This window comes from Microbacterium lacusdiani, from assembly GCF_054779895.1.
Genome location: NZ_BAAGXJ010000006.1, coordinates 15,567 through 33,900 on the forward strand (window position 1 = coordinate 15,567; position 18,334 = coordinate 33,900).

The 18,334-nt window shown below is 72.5% G+C and carries 15 protein-coding genes; 14 read left to right on the plus strand and 1 reads right to left on the minus strand.

The features are described 5' to 3' along the window. The first annotated feature begins 54 nt into the window (after positions 1 to 54). The 7 genes from ACYVGN_RS06255 to ACYVGN_RS06285 all read left to right on the plus strand — a co-directional run bounded on the left by ACYVGN_RS06255 (position 55) and on the right by ACYVGN_RS06285 (position 9,738). The gene (locus ACYVGN_RS06255; protein WP_460789530.1) at positions 55 to 1,278 is read left to right on the plus strand and encodes an acetate/propionate family kinase; all 1,224 of its coding nucleotides are present in this window, start codon (positions 55 to 57) and stop codon (positions 1,276 to 1,278) included. A 40-nt stretch (positions 1,279 to 1,318) separates the two neighbouring features. Next, entirely contained in the window at positions 1,319 to 2,065 is a 747-nt protein-coding gene (locus ACYVGN_RS06260) for an HAD family hydrolase (protein ID WP_460789532.1), read from the plus strand. 124 nt (positions 2,066 to 2,189) lie between these two features. Next, positions 2,190 to 4,727 carry a glycoside hydrolase family 65 protein gene (locus ACYVGN_RS06265; protein ID WP_460789534.1) on the plus strand — a complete coding sequence of 846 codons (2,538 nt, stop codon included), beginning with the start codon at positions 2,190 to 2,192 and terminating at the stop codon, positions 4,725 to 4,727. Beyond that, a complete protein-coding gene (locus ACYVGN_RS06270) occupies positions 4,720 to 5,553 on the plus strand; it encodes a sulfurtransferase (RefSeq protein ID WP_460789536.1) in 834 nt (277 codons plus the stop codon). The genes ACYVGN_RS06265 and ACYVGN_RS06270 overlap by 8 nt, the downstream gene beginning before the upstream one ends. Positions 5,554 to 5,611: 58 nt before the next feature. Then, positions 5,612 to 8,101 (plus strand): DNA polymerase III subunit gamma and tau, encoded by a 2,490-nt coding sequence (locus ACYVGN_RS06275; protein WP_460789538.1) that lies wholly within the window; start codon positions 5,612 to 5,614, stop codon positions 8,099 to 8,101. Positions 8,102 to 8,125: 24 nt separating this feature from the next. Continuing rightward, the gene (gene recR / locus ACYVGN_RS06280) at positions 8,126 to 8,719 is read left to right on the plus strand and encodes a recombination mediator RecR (RefSeq protein ID WP_055993670.1); all 594 of its coding nucleotides are present in this window, start codon (positions 8,126 to 8,128) and stop codon (positions 8,717 to 8,719) included. Between the two features lie 80 nt (positions 8,720 to 8,799). Beyond that, complete coding sequence (locus ACYVGN_RS06285; RefSeq protein ID WP_460789540.1) at positions 8,800 to 9,738, plus strand: DMT family transporter; 939 nt, start codon at positions 8,800 to 8,802, stop codon at positions 9,736 to 9,738. Positions 9,739 to 9,750: 12 nt separating this feature from the next. On the opposite strand, the gene ACYVGN_RS06290 is transcribed toward ACYVGN_RS06285, so the two are convergent. After that, positions 9,751 to 10,212, minus strand: coding sequence for a hypothetical protein (locus ACYVGN_RS06290; protein ID WP_460789542.1), 462 nt, complete (start codon positions 10,210 to 10,212; stop codon positions 9,751 to 9,753). A gap of 212 nt (positions 10,213 to 10,424) precedes the next feature. Here ACYVGN_RS06290 and ACYVGN_RS06295 point away from each other — a divergent pair, with 212 nt between their 5' ends. The 7 genes from ACYVGN_RS06295 (at position 10,425) to galE (ending at position 18,291) form a co-directional block, all read left to right on the plus strand. Further along, entirely contained in the window at positions 10,425 to 11,732 is a 1,308-nt protein-coding gene (locus tag ACYVGN_RS06295) for an aspartate kinase (RefSeq protein ID WP_460789543.1), read from the plus strand. Positions 11,733 to 12,663: 931 nt separating this feature from the next. Next, positions 12,664 to 13,740, plus strand: coding sequence for an aspartate-semialdehyde dehydrogenase (locus ACYVGN_RS06300; RefSeq protein WP_460789544.1), 1,077 nt, complete (start codon positions 12,664 to 12,666; stop codon positions 13,738 to 13,740). A 145-nt stretch (positions 13,741 to 13,885) separates the two neighbouring features. Further along, positions 13,886 to 15,292 (plus strand): malate dehydrogenase (quinone), encoded by a 1,407-nt coding sequence (gene mqo, locus ACYVGN_RS06305; RefSeq protein WP_460789729.1) that lies wholly within the window; start codon positions 13,886 to 13,888, stop codon positions 15,290 to 15,292. A 2-nt stretch (positions 15,293 to 15,294) separates the two neighbouring features. Then, entirely contained in the window at positions 15,295 to 15,690 is a 396-nt protein-coding gene (locus tag ACYVGN_RS06310) for an NUDIX hydrolase (RefSeq protein ID WP_055993690.1), read from the plus strand. A 79-nt stretch (positions 15,691 to 15,769) separates the two neighbouring features. Further along, positions 15,770 to 16,402, plus strand: a complete 633-nt coding sequence (locus tag ACYVGN_RS06315; RefSeq protein WP_460789546.1) for a hypothetical protein — start codon at positions 15,770 to 15,772, stop codon at positions 16,400 to 16,402. Positions 16,403 to 16,423: 21 nt separating this feature from the next. After that, positions 16,424 to 17,086, plus strand: coding sequence for a thymidine kinase (locus ACYVGN_RS06320; RefSeq protein ID WP_055993696.1), 663 nt, complete (start codon positions 16,424 to 16,426; stop codon positions 17,084 to 17,086). Between the two features lie 185 nt (positions 17,087 to 17,271). Beyond that, positions 17,272 to 18,291, plus strand: coding sequence for a UDP-glucose 4-epimerase GalE (gene galE, locus ACYVGN_RS06325; RefSeq protein ID WP_460789548.1), 1,020 nt, complete (start codon positions 17,272 to 17,274; stop codon positions 18,289 to 18,291). Positions 18,292 to 18,334 lie beyond the last annotated feature (43 nt).

An 18,334-nucleotide genomic window follows, 5' to 3' on the forward strand; every position in this document is an offset into this window, starting at 1 on the left:
CTCGCTCAACGAGCACGGGATGGACAACGACCGGGAAATCGTGAGGAGCCGCGCATGAGCATCGTGCTGGTCGTCAACAGCGGGTCGTCGTCGTTCAAGTACCAGCTGCTCAACATGGCGCGCGAGCAGGTGCTCGCCTCCGGGCTCGTGGAGCGGATCGGCGAGCCCACCGGCGTCGCGACCCACACGGTGCACTTCCACGCCGAGCCGGGGGAGCCCGCGCCCGCCGTCCTCGACGCGACGCACCGGATCGAGCGCCCCATCCCGGATCACACGGCGGGCTTCGCGGCCATGCTCGACGCGTTCGCGCAGCACGGCCCTTCGCTCGACGAGCACCCGCCGGTCGCGGTCGGGCACCGCGTGGTGCACGGCGGCGCGCGGTTCTTCGAGGCGACCGTGATCACCGACCTGGTCGAGATCAACATCGACGACCTGTCGGTGCTCGCGCCGCTGCACAACCCGGGCGCGCTGCAGGGCATCCGCGCCGCGCGCGCGGCGTTCGCCGGCATCCCGCACGTCGCGGTGTTCGACACCGCGTTCCACCAGACGCTGCCGCCCGCGGCCTACACCTACGCGATCGACCGCGAGGTCGCCGCGAAGCACCGGATCCGCCGGTACGGCTTCCACGGCACCAGCCACCAGTACGTCAGCGCCAAGGCCGCCGAGTTCCTCGGGCGCGACCTCGCGAGCCTGAAGCAGATCGTCTTCCACCTCGGCAACGGCGCGTCCGTCACGGCGGTCGACGGCGGCCGGTCGGTCGAGACGTCCATGGGCCTGACCCCGCTCGAGGGGCTCGTGATGGGCACCCGGTCGGGCGACCTCGACCCCGCCGTGCTGCTGCACCTGGCGCGGCGCGCGTCGATGTCGACCGACGACCTGGACCGCCTCCTCAACAAGCGCAGCGGCATCCTGGGGCTGGCCGGCGTGACCGACATGCGGGATCTCGCCGCCCGCCGCGCCGAGGGCGACGAGGCCGCGCAGCTCGCGTTCGACGTGTACATCCACCGCCTCCGGGCGTACGCGGGCGCCTACATCGCGCAGCTCGGCGGGGTCGACGTGATCTCGTTCACGGCCGGCGTCGGGGAGAACGACGCAGCCATCCGCGCGGCGGCCCTCGAGACGCTCGGCTTCCTGGGGCTGGAGATCGACCCCGAGCGCAACCAGGCGCGCGAGCGCGGCCCGCGCGTCATCTCGACCGACGACTCCGCCGTGACCGTGCTGGTGGTCCCCACGGACGAGGAGCTCGAGATCGCGCGCCAGACCCTGGCGGCCGTCTGACCCTGCCGTCGGCCCGGTGCGTGGGACTACGCTGGGCGGCGTGAGCAGCCTGCCCGACCTGACCGCCTACGACGCCGTGCTGTTCGACCTCGACGGCGTCATCACGCCGACCGCCGAGGTGCACATGCACGCCTGGCGCGCGATGTTCGAGCAGCTGTTCGCGGACTGGGACATCACGCCGCCGTACACCGACACCGACTACTTCGACCATCTCGACGGCAAGAAGCGGTACGACGGCGTCGCGTCCATCCTGCGCAGCCGCGACGTCGAGGTGCCGTGGGGCGACCCGTCCGACCCGCCGGAGGCCGACACCGTGTGCGGCATCGGCAACCGCAAGAACATCGTGTTCTCGCGCGTGCTGCGCGAGGAGGGCATCCAGCCGTACCCCGGCACCATGCGCCTGCTCGACATCCTCGACGCGGCCGGCGTCCCGTCCGCCGTCGTGTCCAGCTCGAAGAACGCCGAGGACGTGCTCGCGGCCGCGGGCATCCGCGACCGCTTCCCGGTCGTGATGGACGGCGTCGTCGCCGAGCGCGAGCACCTGCCGTCCAAGCCCGCGCCCGACGTCTTCCTCCGTGCCGCGGAGATGGCCGGCGTCGACCCGGCGCGCACCGCCGCGGTCGAGGACGCCATCTCGGGCGTGCAGTCCGCGTTCGCCGGCGGGTTCGGGCTGGTCGTCGGCGTCGACCGCGGGGCGGGCGCGCACGCGCTCGAGAACGCCGGCGCGCACGTGATCGTCTCCGACCTCGCCGAGTTCGCCGACGCGCACGACGCGACCTCCCGCTGACACCCGAAAAGCGCTGCGCCGCGGAATACCGCCCGACTCTGTGGCGGTTCCCGGCGATCCCGTGCGATCCTGTTCCGTCCCCGTTTCCCGCTTTCCCCACATCCCGACCCCACACGGAGCCCGAATGATCGACCGCGACCGCTTTCCCGTCGACCCCTGGCGCCTGATCGAAACGCGCTACTCGGGCGACGACGCGGGCGTGACCGAGACCATCTTCTCGGTCGGCAACGGCTACCTCGGCCTGCGCGGAAACCACCCCGAGGGCCGCCACGCGCACGAGCACGGCACCTTCATCAACGGCTTCCACGAGACCTGGCCCATCCGTCACGCGGAGCAGGCCTACGGCTTCGCCGAGGTCGGCCAGACCATCATCAACGCGCCCGACGCCAAGGTCATGCGCGTGTACGTCGACGACGAGCCGCTGTCGCTCGACATCGCCGAGATGCGCGAGTACGAGCGCGTGCTCGACATGCGCGAGGGCGTGTACCGCCGACGGCTGCTGTGGCGCACGCCGTCGGGCAAGGACGTGCTGATCGAGGACGACCGCGTCGTCTCGTTCGAGGAGCGCCACGTCGCCGTCATGCGGATGACCGTCACAGTGCTCGACACCGACGCGCCCGTGACCATCAGCTCGCAGATCGTCAACCGCCAGGACGGCGAGAACGTCTACGGCGGCACGCCGTCGATGGCGGCCGCGAAAGCCGCCGGCCGCGGCGCGACGTTCGACCCGCGCAAGAGCGAGAAGATCAGCGAGCGGGTGCTGCAGCCGCAGGAGTACTGGACGGACGAGCTGCGCTCGGCGCTGTCGTACCGCGTCACCGAGTCGGGCATGACGATCGCGGTCGCGGCCGACCACTCGATCGACACCGCCAACGAGTACGACATGCGGCACCTGGTCGAGCCCGACATCGCCAAGCTCGTGTTCCGCGTGCGCGCCAAGGCGGGCGTGCCGATCACGATCACCAAGGTCGTCAGCTACCACACGTCGCGCGGCGTGCCCCCGCGCGAGCTCGTCGAGCGCTGCCGCCGCACGCTCGACCGGATCGCCGTGTCGGGCGCCGAGGACGTCTACCGTCGCCAGCGCGCCTGGATGGACGCGTTCTGGTCCACGTCGGATGTCCGGATCGCCGCGCAGGACAGCCTGCAGCAGGCGACCCGGTGGTGCCTGTTCCAGCTCGCGCAGGCCGCGGCCCGCGCGGACGGCTTCGGCGTCCCCGCCAAGGGCGTCACGGGCTCGGGCTACTCGGGCCACTACTTCTGGGACACCGAGATCTACGTGCTGCCGTTCCTGGCGTACACGAACCCGCTCTGGGCGCGGAACGCCATGCGGATGCGCACCATGATGCTTCCCGCCGCGCGCCGCCGCGCCGCGCAGCTGAACGAGGCGGGGGCCCTGTTCCCGTGGCGCACGATCAACGGCGAGGAGGCATCCGCCTACTACGCCGCCGGCACCGCGCAGTACCACATCAATGCGGACGTCGCGTATGCGCTCGTCAAGTACGTGCGCGCCACGGGCGACCACGACTTCATGGAGCGCGAGGGCGCCGACGTGCTCGTCGAGACCGCGCGCCTGTGGGCCACGCTCGGGTTCTGGCGCTCGCACGACGGCGTCGAGTCGTTCCACATCCACGGCGTGACCGGCCCGGACGAGTACACGACCGTCGTCAACGACAACCTGTTCACGAACGTGATGGCGCGGTTCAACCTGCGCGCCGCCGCGCGCGTCGTGCGCGAGATGGCCGAGACCAACCCGGGCGCCTTCCGCCTGCTGTCCGACCGCGTCGCGCTGGACGCCAGCGAGCCCGAGGCGTGGGAGCGCGCGGCCGACGCCATGCACATCCCCTACAGCGAGAACTTCGGCATCCACCCGCAGGACTCGCTGTTCCTCGAGCGCGAGGTCTGGGACCTGGAGCACACCCCGGCCGAGCAGCGGCCGCTGCTGCTGCACTTCCACCCGCTCGTGATCTACCGCTTCCAGGTGCTCAAGCAGGCGGACGTCGTGCTTGCGCTGTTCCTGCAGGGCAACCACTTCTCGCCCGAGGAGAAGCGCGCCGACTTCGACTACTACGACCCGCTGACCACGGGCGACTCGACCCTGTCGGCGGTCGTGCAGTCGATCCTCGCCGCCGAGGTCGGGTACCAGGACCTGGCGCACGAGTACTTCGAGGAGGCGATCTTCGTCGACCTCGGCGACCTGCATCACAACGCGGCCGACGGCGTGCACGTCGCCTCGGCGGGCGGCGTGTGGACCGCGCTCGTCAGCGGCTTCGGCGGCATGCGCGACCACCTGGGCGAGCTGTCGTTCGACCCGCGCCTGCCCGAGGAGTGGCCCGAGCTGGCCTACACGCTGCAGTGGCAGGGCGCCGTCGCCGACGTCGTGCTGCGCCGCGAGGAGATGACCGTCACGGTGCGCTCGGGCGATCCGGTGGCGTTCACGGTGCGCGGCCACGCGTACGTCGCGTCGGTCGACGAGCCGGCCGTCGTCCCGCTCGCCGACCAGGGCCCCGTGCTGCCGGGCCGTCCCACGCTCAAGCCGTTCAGCGAGATGCGTCGCGAGGACGGCACCGCGATGGAGCCGACCGTGCCGATCACGGCGTCCGTGCCGGTCACCACGTCGGCGATCCCGATCGTCGGCGAGACCGTCGGATCGCGCGGTGAGTGACGTCCTGATCTCGGTCGCCGAGCTCGCCGAGCGACTCGGCGAGGTCACGCTGCTGGACGTGCGCTGGACCCTCGCGGATCCGGATGCGGGCCGCCCCGCGTACCTGGCCGGGCACATCCCGGGCGCCGTGTTCGTCGACCTGCACCACGAGCTGGCGGATCCGTCGCAGCCCGCGACCGAGGGACGCCACCCGCTGCCGCCCGTCGAGCGGCTGCAGGAGTCCGCGCGGGCCTGGGGCGTCCGCACCGGCCGGCCCGTGGTGGTCTACGACGACAGCTCCGGGATGGCCGCCGCGCGCGCGTGGTGGCTGCTGCGGCACGCGGGCGTCGCCGACGTGAGGGTGCTCGACGGCGCCCTGTCGGCCTGGACCGCGGCGGGGCATCCGCTCGAGGCGGGGGAGGTGCGCGCCGAGCCCGGCGACATCGAGCTCGCCTACGGTGCGCTGCCGGTGCTGACGGCCGACCAGGCCGCGGCGTTCCCGCGCGTCGGCACGCTGCTCGACGCCCGCGCGCCGGAGCGCTACCGCGGCGAGGTGGAGCCGATCGACCCGCGCGCCGGGCACATCCCCGGCGCCGTCTCGGCGCCCACCACCGGCAACATCGACGCGTCGGGCGGCTTCCTCGAGCCGGGCTCCATCCGGGCCCGCTTCCAGGAGCTCGGCGTCGACCTGTCCGCGCCGATCGGCGTGTACTGCGGCTCGGGCGTCACGGCCGCGCACACCCTGCTCGCGCTCGCCGCGGCGGGCGTGCCCGGCGCCCTGTACACGGGGTCGTGGAGCCAGTGGTCGAACCAGGACCGTCCCGTCGCCACGGGCGACCAGCCGTAGCCTCCCACCCTGGGGAGGCCCCGGCTCGGATGTCCCACCCCTCCCGTAGGCTGTTCGCGTGACCACCGCCCTGTATCGCCGCTACCGGCCCGAGACCTTCGGGGAGATGATCGGGCAGTCGCAGGTCACCGAGCCGCTGATGACCGCACTGCGCAGCGACCGGATCGGGCACGCCTACCTGTTCTCGGGTCCCCGCGGCTGCGGCAAGACCACGTCGGCGCGCATCCTGGCGCGCTGCCTCAACTGCGCCGAGGGCCCGACCGACACCCCGTGCGGCACGTGCGACAGCTGCGTCGAGCTGTCCCGCGCGGGCGGCGGATCGCTCGACGTCGTCGAGATCGACGCCGCGAGCCACAACGGCGTCGACGACGCGCGCGACCTGCGCGAGCGCGCCGTGTTCGCCCCGGCCCGCGACCGGTTCAAGATCTTCATCCTCGACGAGGCGCACATGGTGACGCCGCAGGGCTTCAACGCGCTGCTGAAGCTCGTCGAGGAGCCCCCGGCGCACGTCAAGTTCATCTTCGCGACGACCGAGCCCGACAAGGTCATCGGCACGATCCGGTCGCGCACGCACCACTACCCGTTCCGCCTGGTGCCCCCGGCGGCGATGCTCGACTACGTCCAGTCGCTGTGCGACCAGGAGGGCGTCAAGGTCGACACCGGCGTGCTGCCCCTCGTGGTGCGCGCGGGCGGCGGATCGCCCCGCGACACGCTCTCCATCCTGGACCAGCTGATCGCGGGCTCCGAGGGCGGTCAGGTGGGCTACGAGCGCGCGGTGGCGCTGCTCGGCTACACGCACGGCGAGCTGCTCGACGGCGTGGTGGACGCGTTCGCCGCCGGCGACGCCGCGGCCGCGTTCGGCGCCGTGGACCGCGTGGTGCAGACCGGGCAGGATCCGCGCCGCTTCGTCGACGACCTGCTCGAGCGCCTGCGCGACCTGATCGTGATCGCCGCGACCGGCACCGGCGCGTCCGCCGTGCTGCGCGGCATCCCCGCCGACGAGCTCGAGCGGATGACCGGGCAGGCGCAGCGCCTCGGCGCCGAGCGCCTGTCGCGCACCGCCGACATCGTGAGCGCCGCGCTCGACGCCATGACGGGCGCGACCTCGCCGCGCCTGCAGCTCGAGCTGATGATCGCGCGCGTGCTCGCCGGCGCGCTCGCTCCCGCGGCCGCGGCCACCCCCGGCGCCGCCCCGGTTCCTGCCGCCGCTGCTCCGGCGGCTGCCGCTGCCGCGCCTGCGCCCGCCGCCGCTCCGGCCCCGGTTGCCACCGCACCGGCTCCCGCTGGCGCACCGGCCGCTGCACCGGCGGCGCCCGCGCCGGCCGAGCCCCGGTCGTTGAACGGAGCGAGCGCAGCGAGCGGAGACGAAACGGGTCGAGCGAGCGCAGCGAGCCGAGACCAGCCCGCCCCCGCCGAGCGCCCGGCGCCGTCCGCCGCGGCCGACGACGTGCCCGCCGCTGGCTGGGCCACCGTCGCGCCGGGCAGCGCCCCCGCTACGGCGCCGGCGTCCGCCGCGCCGGCCGCGGCCGCGCCGGCCCCCGAGCCGCAGCCCCCGGTCCCGTCCGGCCCGCTCACGCTCGAGGGCATCACGGCCGCGTGGGAGCAGGTGCTCGAGCGCCTCCAGGGCATCAGTCGCACCAGCTGGCTCGTCGTGAGCGGCGCGCGCGTCGTGGACGTCCGCCCCGACGACGTGCTCGTGCTCGGCTTCCCGAACGAGGGCGACCTGGGCAAGTTCAAGACCCGGACGCCCCAGGGCGGCGTGAGCGAGGACCTCCGCACCGCGATCCTCGGCGTGCTCGGCGTGCGTGTGAAGTACCTCGCGCACCTCGACGCCGCGGCGCGCGACCAGGGCGCTCGCGAGCAGAGCAGCGGCGGCGCCCGCCCCGCCGCCGAGCCGGCGCCCGACCCCGACCCGGCCCGGGCCGCACGCCCCGCGGAGCCGGCGCCCGCGCCGTACGACGACCTCCCTCCCGAGCCGGACTACCCGTACCCGGACGAGCCGGGCGACCCCTACGCGGGCGAAGACCCCTACGCCCCGCCCGCCGCGCGGCAGCCCGCCCCGCGCCCCGAGCCGGTGCGCCCGGAGCCGGTGCGCCCGGCCGCGGCCCGGCCCGAGCGGGTCAGCCCCGCGCGCGAGCCGGAGCCCGTGCGCACCGCGCCCGCGCGGGCCTCGTACGCCGCTGCGCCCGTGACGGAGTGGGCGGTCGCGCCCATCCCGAACAGCGAGGCCCCGGTGGCGCTCGCGGTGGACGACGATCCCGAGGAGGCGGCCGTGCCGGTCGCCGCGCGCGTGGCGACGCTCGAGCGCGACGGCGACGTCATCCCCACCGAGGTCCCGGTGGACGCGGACGACGAGCCCGAGACCGACGACGAGCCGGAGGCCGCCGCCCCCGCGCCGCCGGTCATCCAGACCCCGAGCGTCGTCGTGCAGCGCCGCGTCATCCAGACCGACGGGGTGCAGCGCTACGGCGAGGCCGTCGTGCGTCAGATCCTCGAGGCGCGGTTCCTGCACGAGGAGCCGTACGAGCCGCCGACCCGCTTCCAGTAGCGGCCCCAGCAAGAGAGCCCCCACATGTACGACGGCATCGTCCAGGAGCTGATCGACGAGCTCGGCCGCCTGCCCGGCATCGGCCCGAAGTCCGCCCAGCGCATCGCGTTCCACATCCTGCAGACCCCCACGTTCGACGTCTCGCGCCTGTCCGAGCTGCTGCGGGAGGTGCGCGAGCGCGTGAAGTTCTGCGAGATCTGCGGCAACGTCTCGGAGCAGGAGACCTGCGCGATCTGCCGCGACCCGCGCCGCAACCCCGCCCTCATCTGCGTGGTCGAGGACGCCAAGGACGTCGCGGCGATCGAGCGCACGCGCGAGTTCCGCGGGCTGTACCACGTGCTCGGCGGCGCGATCAGCCCCATCGCGGGCGTGGGCCCCGACGATCTGCGCATCCAGCAGCTGATGTCGCGCCTGGCCGACGGCACGGTGCAGGAGGTCATCCTCGCCACGAACCCCAACCTCGAGGGCGAGGCGACCGCGACCTACCTCAGCCGGCTGCTCACGACGCTGCAGATCACGGTGTCGCGCCTCGCGTCCGGCCTCCCCGTGGGCGGCGACCTGGAGTACGCCGACGAGGTCACGCTCGGCCGGGCCTTCGAGGGCCGCCGGGCCATCTGACCCTGCCAACCTTCATCCGTTGACGGACAGGTGGTCCGCCGTCCGATCCGGATGTCGGTGGTGCGTGCCAGGATCGTCCCGTGCCATCGTCGACTCACTTCACCCCGAAGGGGTGGGCCCTGTTCGCGCTGCTCGCGCTCGTGTGGGGCATGCCGTACCTCTTCATCGCCGAGGCGGTGGAGACGTTCTCTCCCGCGGCGGTGGTCGGCATCCGCACGTTCGGCGCTGCGCTCCTGCTGCTGCCGTTCGCTCTGAAGCAGGGGGCGCTGAAGCCGGCGCTCAAGCACTGGCCGTGGGTGCTCGCCTTCGGCGCGGTCGAGATGGCCGGTCCGTTCGTGCTCTTGGCGCACGCCGAGCAGACCCTCGCCTCGGGCCTCACCGGCCTGTTCGTCGCGACGGTGCCGCTGTTCGCGACGGCGATCGCCGTGGCGCGCGGCGACCGGGGCGCGCTGCGTCCCTCGCGCGCGGTCGGGCTCGCGCTCGGCTTCGCGGGCGTCGCGGTGGTCGCGCTCGGCAGCGGCGCGCTCGACGGCGAGATCAGCCTGCTCGCGATCGGCGAGGTGCTGCTGGTCGCGGTCTGCTACGCGATCGCACCGTTCATCGTCGCCCGTCACCTGCCCGACGTGCCGTCGCTCGGGGTGATCACGCTGTCGATGGCCGCCGTGGGCATCGTCTACCTGCCGATCGGCATCGTGACCACGACCGAGCCGCCCACGACGCGCAGCCTCGCCGGCATGGCGCTCCTGACCGTGCTGTGCACCGCCGTGGCGTTCATCGCGTTCTTCGCCCTGATCGCCGAGGTCGGCCCCGTCAAAGCGCCGCTCATGACGTACCTGCACCCCGTCGTGGCGATCGTGCTCGGGATGCTCGTGCGCGGCGAGCCGCTCACGCTCGGCCTGATCGTCGGGTTCCCGATCGTCCTGGCCGGCTGCCTCCTGGCCGCGGGCGTGTTCACGCGCGGCCAGAAGCCGAGCGCGGTGGCGCCGGCCGTCGAGGTGCCCGCGGCCGCGGTCCGCTGATCCCTCGCGGCGTCAGACCCCGCCGCCGCCGTCTCCGCCGAACCCGCCGCCGCCGTCTCCGCCCCAGCCACCGCCGGACGAGCCGCCGCCGTCCCACCCGCCGGAGCCGGATCCGTCGCCGGATCCGTCGCCGCCGAAGAAGCCCGTCCCGCCGACGAAGCCGTCCCACCATCCGATGTTCACGGCCGTGGCGGCCACCACGGCCGTGGTCGCGACCGTCGGATCCATGCCGGCGAGAGCGCGGGAGCGGGCGCGACGCGCGGTAGTGCGCACCGCCATCCGGAGCACCGCCGCGGCCACGAGCAGGACGATCGCCAGCACGAGCAGCCCGCCGACCGCGCCGAGGCTGCCGAGGAGCCCGCCCGTCAGGAGACCGCCCGCCAGCAGGATGCCGCCGGCCCACGCGAACCCGACCGCCAGCGTGTGCGCGATCCTGACACCCAGCGGGGCCTGCGCCGCAGAGCTCGTCGTCATCGTCGTCCCCTTCGCACGAAAGCGGCGTGTGGTCGCAGGATATGCCCGAACTGCGCAATCGATAAGGGCCCGCGCGCGCAGGACGCACGCGCCGTGAGCGAGCGGAAGGGCGGGATGTCACATCGTCGGGGAGCACTCGGGCGCGCTCCTAAGATGTCAGCAGGGCGCCGAACCCGCGGCGTCCGGTCCCCACCCCTCTGGAGCGAGCAGCAGTGGCACTGATCGTGCAGAAGTTCGGCGGCTCGTCGGTCGCCGACGCCGAGAGCATCAAACGCGTCGCGAAGCGCATCGTCGACACCCGCCGGGCCGGCAACGACGTGGTCGTGGCCGTCAGCGCCATGGGCGACACCACCGACGAGCTGCTCGACCTCGCGTCGCAGGTCGCGCCCCTCCCGGCGCCGCGCGAACTCGACATGCTGCTCTCGAGCGGCGAGCGCATCTCGATGGCGCTGCTCGCCATGGCGATCCACTCGATGGGCTACGAGGCCCGCTCGTTCACGGGCAGCCAGGCCGGCATGATCACGACCGCCGACCACGGCTCGGCGCGCATCGTCGACGTCACCCCGGTCCGCGTGCGCGAGGCGCTGGACGACGGCGCGATCGTCATCGTGGCCGGCTTCCAGGGCTTCAACCGGGACACCAAGGACATCACCACGCTCGGCCGCGGCGGCTCGGACACCACGGCCGTCGCCCTCGCGGCGGCGCTCGAGGCCGACGTCTGCGAGATCTACAGCGACGTGGACGGCATCTTCACCGCCGACCCGCGCGTCGTGCCGCTCGCGCGCAAGCTCGACCACGTCTCGGCCGAGGAGATGCTCGAGCTCGCCGCCAACGGCGCCAAGGTGCTCTACATCCGCGCCGTCGAGTACGCGCGCCGCCACGGCGTGCTCATCCACGCGCGCTCCACGTTCACGGCGAACGAGGGAACCTACGTCCTGGGGGAGGGCATGGCCCACCCCCGCCACGCGAAGAAGGAGACCGACGTGACCGACGTCACCGGCATGGAGGAGCCCGTCGTCGCGGGCGTCGCGATCGACCAGAGCCAGGCCAAGATCACGGTCGTCGGCGTGCCGGACGTCCCCGGATCGGCCGCCGCGATCTTCGCCCTCGTCGCCAAGACGGGCGCGAACATCGACATGATCGTGCAGAACGTGCAGAGCGCGTCGCCCGGCCGCACCGACATCTCGTTCACGCTGCCGAAGCCCTCGGCCGCCGAGGTGCTCAAGGTGCTCACGGCCGAGAAGGAGACACTCGGCTACGAGAACGTCGTGCACGACGACCAGATCGGCAAGCTGTCCGTCGTGGGCGCCGGCATGCGCACGCACTCGGGCGTCTCGCTGACGCTGTTCGAGGCGCTCAGCAAGGCCGGCATCAACATCGAGATGATCTCGACCAGCGAGATCCGCATCTCGGTCGTCGTCCGCAACGACGACGTGCACGAGGCCGCCCGCGTCGTCCACTCGGCCTACGGCCTCGACAGCGAGATCGAAGCCACGGTCTACGCCGGCACCGGACGCTGATTTTCTAGAAGCGTCTCGCACGCTCGCGCCGACGCTCCGCGCCGGACACTCGCGAGCGAGGAACGTCGCTGACGCTCCGTTCGGCAGCGCTTCGCGCTGCGTTTGGCCGCATCCGCGGCACGCTCGCTTCGCTCGCACGACCGTAGATGACCGGAGTTTCTTGCCGGTCGTTGAGCGGAGCGAAGCGGAGACGAAACGGGCTGATCCCCACGGCTACCCCACACGCCGCTTCGCGGCGCGCGGGGCCCCTCGCCGCGTGGGCCCAGAGCGGAGCGAGTCGAAGCCGGGCTGCCCTGTGGTCGTTGAGCGACGAGCGTCAGCGAGGAGTCGAACCGTGCTGACGCGGCCCGGACGGTCGGCGACGTTTCGGCTCCGGCGCTGGCGCGCCTCCGCTCAACGACCGGGGGTGGGTGCCGGTCGTTGAGCGGAGCGAAGCGGAGACGAAACGGGCTGATCCCCACGGCTACCCCACACGCCGCTTCGCGGCGCGCGGGGCCCCTCGCCGCGTGGGCCCAGAGCGGAGCGAGTCGAAGCCGGGCACCCCGGTGGTCGTTGAGCGACTAGCGCCAGCGAGGAGTCGAAACGGGCTGACGCGTCCCGGCCGGTCGGGGAGGGCCAGCGGCGTTTCGGCTCCGGCGCTGGCGCGCCTCCGCTCAACGACCGGGGAAGGGTGTCGGTCGTTGAGCGGAGCGAAGCGGAGACGAAACGGGCGGAAGCGGCCCGGCCGGTCGGGGAGGGCCGGCGGCGTTTCGGCTCCGGCGCTGGCGCGCCTCCGCTCAACGACCGGGGGTGGATGCCGCTGGGCGGCGGCATCCGGACATCCGACGTGCGGATCCTGCCGCTCCCGAGGCGGGAGGCGTCACAGCGGGCGGGGGCGCAGCCGAGCGCCGGTAGAATCGACCAACCCCACCCGCATCATCAAGGATCCGTCATGACCCGCATCGCAGAATCAGGAATCTCCCTCGCCGTCGTCGGCGCCACCGGACAGGTCGGCACCGTCATGCGCGAGATCCTCGTCGAGCGGGGCTTCCCGATCCGCGAGCTGCGCCTGTTCGCCACCGAGCGCTCGGCCGGCACGACCATCGAGTTCCAGGGCGTCGACGTCGTGGTCGAGGACGTCGCGACCGCCGACCCGTCCGGCATCGACATCGCCCTCTTCTCCGCCGGCGCCACCGGCAGCCGCGCGCACGCGCCCCGCTTCGCCGAGGCCGGCGCCGTCGTGATCGACAACTCCAGCGCGTGGCGCATGGACCCCGAGGTGCCGCTCGTCGTCAGCGAGGTCAACCCTCATGCGATCGCCGAGGCCCAGAAGGGCATCATCGCGAACCCGAACTGCACCACCATGGCCGCCATGCCCGTGCTGAAGGTGCTCGACGCCGAGGCCGGCCTCGAGCGTCTCGTCGTCAGCACCTACCAGGCCGTGTCCGGCTCGGGCCTCGCCGGCGCCAACGAGCTGTACGGCCAGGCCAAGGCCGTGCTCGCGCAGGACGACGTCCTCGGTCTCGTGCGCGACGGCTCGGCCGTCGAGTTCCCGGCCCCGGAGAAGTACGTCGCGCCCATCGCGTTCGACGTCGTGCCGTTCGCCGGCAACCTCGTCGAGGACGGCCTCAACGAGACCGACGAGGAGAAGAAGCTCCGCAACGAGAGCCGCAAGATCCTCGAGCTCCCCGAGCTCCGCGTCTCGGGCACGTGCGTCCGCGTCCCCGTCTTCACGGGCCACTCGCTCAGCATCAACGCCGAGTTCGCGCGCGAGATCACGCCCGAGCGCGCCCGCGAGCTGCTCGCCGACGCCCCCGGCGTCGCGCTCGAGGAGGTCCCGACCCCGCTCGAGGCCGCCGGCAAGGACCCGAGCTACGTCGGCCGCATTCGGCCCGACCTGTCGGCGCCGGGCGGCAAGGGCCTGGCGCTGTTCGTCTCGAACGACAACCTCCGCAAGGGCGCCGCGCTCAACGCCGTGCAGATCGCCGAGCTCGTCGCGGCCGACCTGCAGGCCCGCGCCGCCGTCTGAGTCTCGGACGCCCCGGCGACCCCGTTCACAGGGCCGCAAGAACCCCGGTTCTTGCGGCCCTGAGTGGTCAGGGCGCCCTCTTCGCGCCGCCTAGACTGGTCCGGTGAGCGAAACCGTCGACGTCGTGCTCATCGGTGGCGGAATCATGAGCGCCACCCTGGGCACCCTCCTCAAAGAACTTCAGCCCGACTGGAACATCGTCGCGTTCGAGCGACAGGGCGAGGTCGCGCAGGAGAGCTCCAACGCGTGGAACAACGCCGGAACCGGTCACGCCGCGCTGTGCGAGCTGAACTACATGCCGAACGCCGAGGACCCCTCCAAGGCGATCCAGATCAATGAGCAGTTCCAGCAGAGCCGCCAGCTGTGGGCGTCGCTGATCGCCAAGGGCGTGCTCGACGAGCCGAAGACCTTCATCAACGCCACCCCGCACATGACGTTCGTGCGCGGTGAGAAGGACGTCGCGTACCTGCGCCGCCGCTACGAGGTCCTGAAGGACCAGCCGCTGTTCGCGGGCATCGAGTACTCCGAGGACTCGCGCGTCATCAACCAGTGGGCGCCGCTGCTCATGCAGAAGCGCCTCAAGAAGGACGAGCCGTTTGCGGCCACGCGCGCGCCGTCCGGCACCGACGTCGACTTCGGCGCGCTCACCCGCCAGCTGTTCGACCACCTCACCGAGAACGGTCTCGACCTGCGCCTCAACCACGAGGTGCGCAAGCTCCGCCGCCAGAAGGACGGCACGTGGCTCGTGAAGTACCGCCACAAGGTCGGCAAGACCCCGGGTGAGCTGCGCGCTCGCTTCGTGTTCGTCGGCGCCGGCGGCTGGGCCATCAAGCTGCTGCAGGGCGCGGGCATCCGCGAGATCCGCGGCTACGGCGTGTTCCCGATCGGCGGCCAGTTCCTCAAGACGTCCAACCCGGCGGTCGTGGCGCAGCACCGGGCCAAGGTGTACTCGCAGGCCGCCGTGGGCGCGCCGCCCATGTCGGTGCCGCACCTTGACGCGCGCATGGTCGACGGCGAGGGATCGCTCATGTTCGGCCCGTTCGCGACGTTCAGCCCCAAGTTCCTCAAGGACGGGTCGCTGCTCGACATCGTCACGCAGGTCCGCGCCCACAACCTGGGCTCGATGCTCAAGGTCGGCGCGACGAACCTCGACCTCGTGAAGTACCTGGTCAGCGAGCTGCTCAAGAGCCGCGCGAAGAAGCTCGAGAGCCTGCGCGAGTTCATGCCCACCGCGAAGGACGAGGACTGGGAGCTCATCCAGGCCGGCCAGCGCGCCCAGGTCATGAAGGGCGGCAAGCTCCAGTTCGGCACCGAGGTGGTCGCCGCCGCCGACGGGTCCATCGCGGGCCTGCTGGGCGCCTCGCCGGGCGCCTCGACCGCGGCGACGATCATGCTCAACCTGATCGAGTCGTGCTTCCCGGATCGCCTCGGCGAGTGGGAGCCGAAGCTGCGCGAGCTCATCCCGAGCTACGGTGACTTCCTCAACGACGACCCCGCGAAGGCCGCCGCCAACACGCAGGCGACCGCGCAGGCGCTCGGCATCACGGCCTGATCGTGCCGTCGATCACGGTCTCGGCGATCGCGTTCCTGCGCGACGACGGCCGTGTGCTCACCGTGCGCAAGCGCGGCACGCAGCGGTACATGCTGCCCGGCGGCAAGCCCGAGGCGGGGGAGCGCGCGATCGACACCGCCGTGCGCGAGGTGCGCGAGGAGCTCGGCATCGAGATCGGGCCGGATGCGCTGCGGCCGCTCGGCGAGTTCGACTCGCACGCCGCGAACGAGGCGGGCCACGCGCTGCGGGCGACCGTGTTCGTGACGCGGGAGCCCGTGGATCCGGTGGCGCAGGCCGAGATCGACGACCTGCGCTGGGCCGATCCGGCCGACCCGGACGACGCGCAGGCGCCGCTCAACCTCGACCTGGTGTTCCCGCTGCTCGTCCAGCTCGCCTGATCCCGGCGGATTCCCCGGGTCCGCTGTCGGTGCATCCTCGTATCCTGGAGGGCGAGCCACGCGACGGGAGGAGATCCGGATGACCGCGCCCGATCCCCGCCTGCCGCGCACCGGCCCGCTCGACCCGCTCGCGTCCGACCCGCGTCACGTGGTGCTCGCATTCGACCAGGCGGTGGACCGCATCGGCGAGGAGGCCGGCTTCCTCGCGCTGGGCGACAACCGCCAGGCTGCGCGGTACGTGGCCGACGCCCACGCCGTGCTCGATGACGTGCGGGCGACCATGCACCGGATCGACGCGCGCGCGAGCGACCCCATGCTCCGCAAGGGCGCCCGCAGGCGACTGCACGCGCTCGCCGTGTCGGTCGCCGAGGCCGGGCTGCGTGACGCGGAGCACGTGTCCAAGACCGCGCGGCACCTGAGCGCCCCCGCGAAGCCCGGCAGCGCGCTGCGCGTGCACGCCGTCAAGGCCGCCGCGTGGGGCGTCGAGAAGTGGACGGGCTCGCCCCTCGCGCCGATCGAGCTGCGCAGCACGGCGGCCGCCACACAGGCGGTCACGGCGGTCGAGCCCATCGTGCGCCGCGGGCGGCTGCGCCGGGCACCCGGATCGCGGAGCCTGCGCCGCACGGGCATCGTGACGGCCGCGGTGGGCGGCGGCTCGCTGGCGCTGTACGGCGCCTGGAGCCTCGTCGCCCCGCTGCTCGGGCTCGGCTGAGGCCGGCCCTAGGCTGGATCCGTGGCCAAACTGTACTTCCGCTACGGCGCGATGAACTCGGGGAAGTCCACCGCGCTGCTGCAGGCGGCCTACAACTACGAGGAGCGCGGGCAGCGCGTGCTGCTGGCCAAGCCCGCGATCGACACCAAGGGCGCCGACCAGGTCGAGTCCCGGCTCGGCATGACGCGCAAGGTCGACTTCCTCATCCGGCCGGGCGACTCCGCGCGCGAGCTGTTCCGCGCGCACCGGGAGCGCGTGCGCGCCGAGGAGGGCGCGCTGATCCCCGGAGAGGCCCCCGCCGACGTCGCGTGCCTGCTGATCGACGAGGCGCAGTTCCTGACCCCCGCGCAGGTCGACGACGTCTTCCGGATCGCGGTCGAGGACGGCATCCCCGTCATGGCCTACGGCATCCGCACCGACTTCCGCACCGAGGCGTTCCCCGGATCACGCCGGCTGCTGGAGATCGCGCACTCGCTGGAGGAGCTCAAGACCATCTGCCGCTGCGGGCGCAAGGCGCTGTTCAACGGCCGCGTGATCGGCGGCCGGTTCGTGTTCGACGGCGACCAGGTCGCGATCGATGCCGCCACCGCCGCGGTGCGCGACGAGCACTTCGTCACGTACGAGTCGCTCTGCGGTGCGTGTTACCTGCAGGAATCGGGCGGAGTGCTCGCGCCTTCTTCTTGAGAAGCGTCTCGCACGCTCGCGCCGACGCTCCGCGCCGGACACTCGCGAGCGAGGAACGTCGCTGACGCTCCGTTCGGCAGCGCTTCGCGCTGCGGGGGTCGCTTCGCTCCACGCTCGCTGCGCTCGCAGGGTGGCGGGTCGAGACGCGGCACCTCGGGGCGATCCGGTTCTGAAAGGATGGAGCCATGAAGGTTCTCCTTGCCGGCGGCGCCGGGTACATCGGCGCCCACACGGCCGTCTCCCTGCTGGACGCGGGCCACGAGGTGGTCCTGCTCGACAACCTCGACAACACCAGTGCGGTCGTCGAGCAGCGGATCGAGCAGATCACCGGCAAGAAGGCTCCCCTCGTGATCGGGGACGCGGCCGACGATGAGATCGTCGAGCAGGCGTTCACGGAGCACGGCCCGTTCGACGCGATCATCCACTTCGCCGCGCACAAGGCGGTGGGGGAGTCGACCCAGCGGCCGCTCGACTACTACGCGAACAACCTCGACTCGACGTTCGCGCTGCTGCGCGTCGGGCTGGCGCGCGGCATCCGGTCGTTCGTGTTCTCGAGCACCGGCACCGTTTACTCCGACCCGGCCGACCTGCCGTTCACCGAGGAGGCCACGCGCGACCTCGTCGAGCTGTCGAACCCGTACTCCAAGACCAAGCTCATGAACGAGGTCGTGCTGCAGGACGTCCAGCGCGTGAACCCCGAGGTGAGCATCACGTCGCTGCGCTACTTCAACCCGGTCGGCGCGCACGAGTCGGGCCTGATCGGCGAGGACCCGCAGGGCATCCCGAACAACCTCATGCCCTTCGTGGCGCGCGTGGCGGTCGGCCGCCTCGACGTGATCAACGTCTTCGGCGACGACTACGACACCCCGGACGGCACGGGCCAGCGCGACTACATCCACGTCGTCGACCTGGCCGAGGGGCACGTCGCGGCGCTCGAGAAGGCGAAGCCCGGCTTCGAGGCGTACAACCTCGGCACGGGCCGCCCGGTCAGCGTGCTCGAGCTGATCGCGTCGTTCGAGAAGGCGATCGGTCGCGAGCTGCCCAAGCAGATCGCGCCGCGTCGCCCGGGCGACCTCGCCGCGACCTACTGCGACCCGGGCAAGGCCGAGCGCGAGCTGGGCTGGAAGGCGCGCCTGACGATCGATGACATGACCCGCGACGTCTGGCACTGGCAGCAGAACAACCCCGGCGGCTACGAGGGCTGAGCCCCCGCCTCTCACGGAGCCCGTCCCGCACCCGCGGGGCGGG

What these genes read in the sequence shown, in the direction of transcription:
- ACYVGN_RS06255 (WP_460789530.1), top strand. Translation starts at nt 55, where the DNA reads ATGAGCATCGTGCTGGTCGTCAACAGCGGGTCGTCGTCGTTCAAGTAC.
- ACYVGN_RS06265 (WP_460789534.1), top strand. Translation starts at nt 2,190, where the DNA reads ATGATCGACCGCGACCGCTTTCCCGTCGACCCCTGGCGCCTGATCGAA.
- recR (WP_055993670.1), top strand. Translation starts at nt 8,126, where the DNA reads ATGTACGACGGCATCGTCCAGGAGCTGATCGACGAGCTCGGCCGCCTG.
- ACYVGN_RS06290 (WP_460789542.1), bottom strand. Translation starts at nt 10,212, where the DNA reads ATGACGACGAGCTCTGCGGCGCAGGCCCCGCTGGGTGTCAGGATCGCG.
- ACYVGN_RS06300 (WP_460789544.1), top strand. Translation starts at nt 12,664, where the DNA reads ATGACCCGCATCGCAGAATCAGGAATCTCCCTCGCCGTCGTCGGCGCC.
- mqo (WP_460789729.1), top strand. Translation starts at nt 13,886, where the DNA reads ATGAGCGCCACCCTGGGCACCCTCCTCAAAGAACTTCAGCCCGACTGG.
- ACYVGN_RS06315 (WP_460789546.1), top strand. Translation starts at nt 15,770, where the DNA reads ATGACCGCGCCCGATCCCCGCCTGCCGCGCACCGGCCCGCTCGACCCG.
- galE (WP_460789548.1), top strand. Translation starts at nt 17,272, where the DNA reads ATGAAGGTTCTCCTTGCCGGCGGCGCCGGGTACATCGGCGCCCACACG.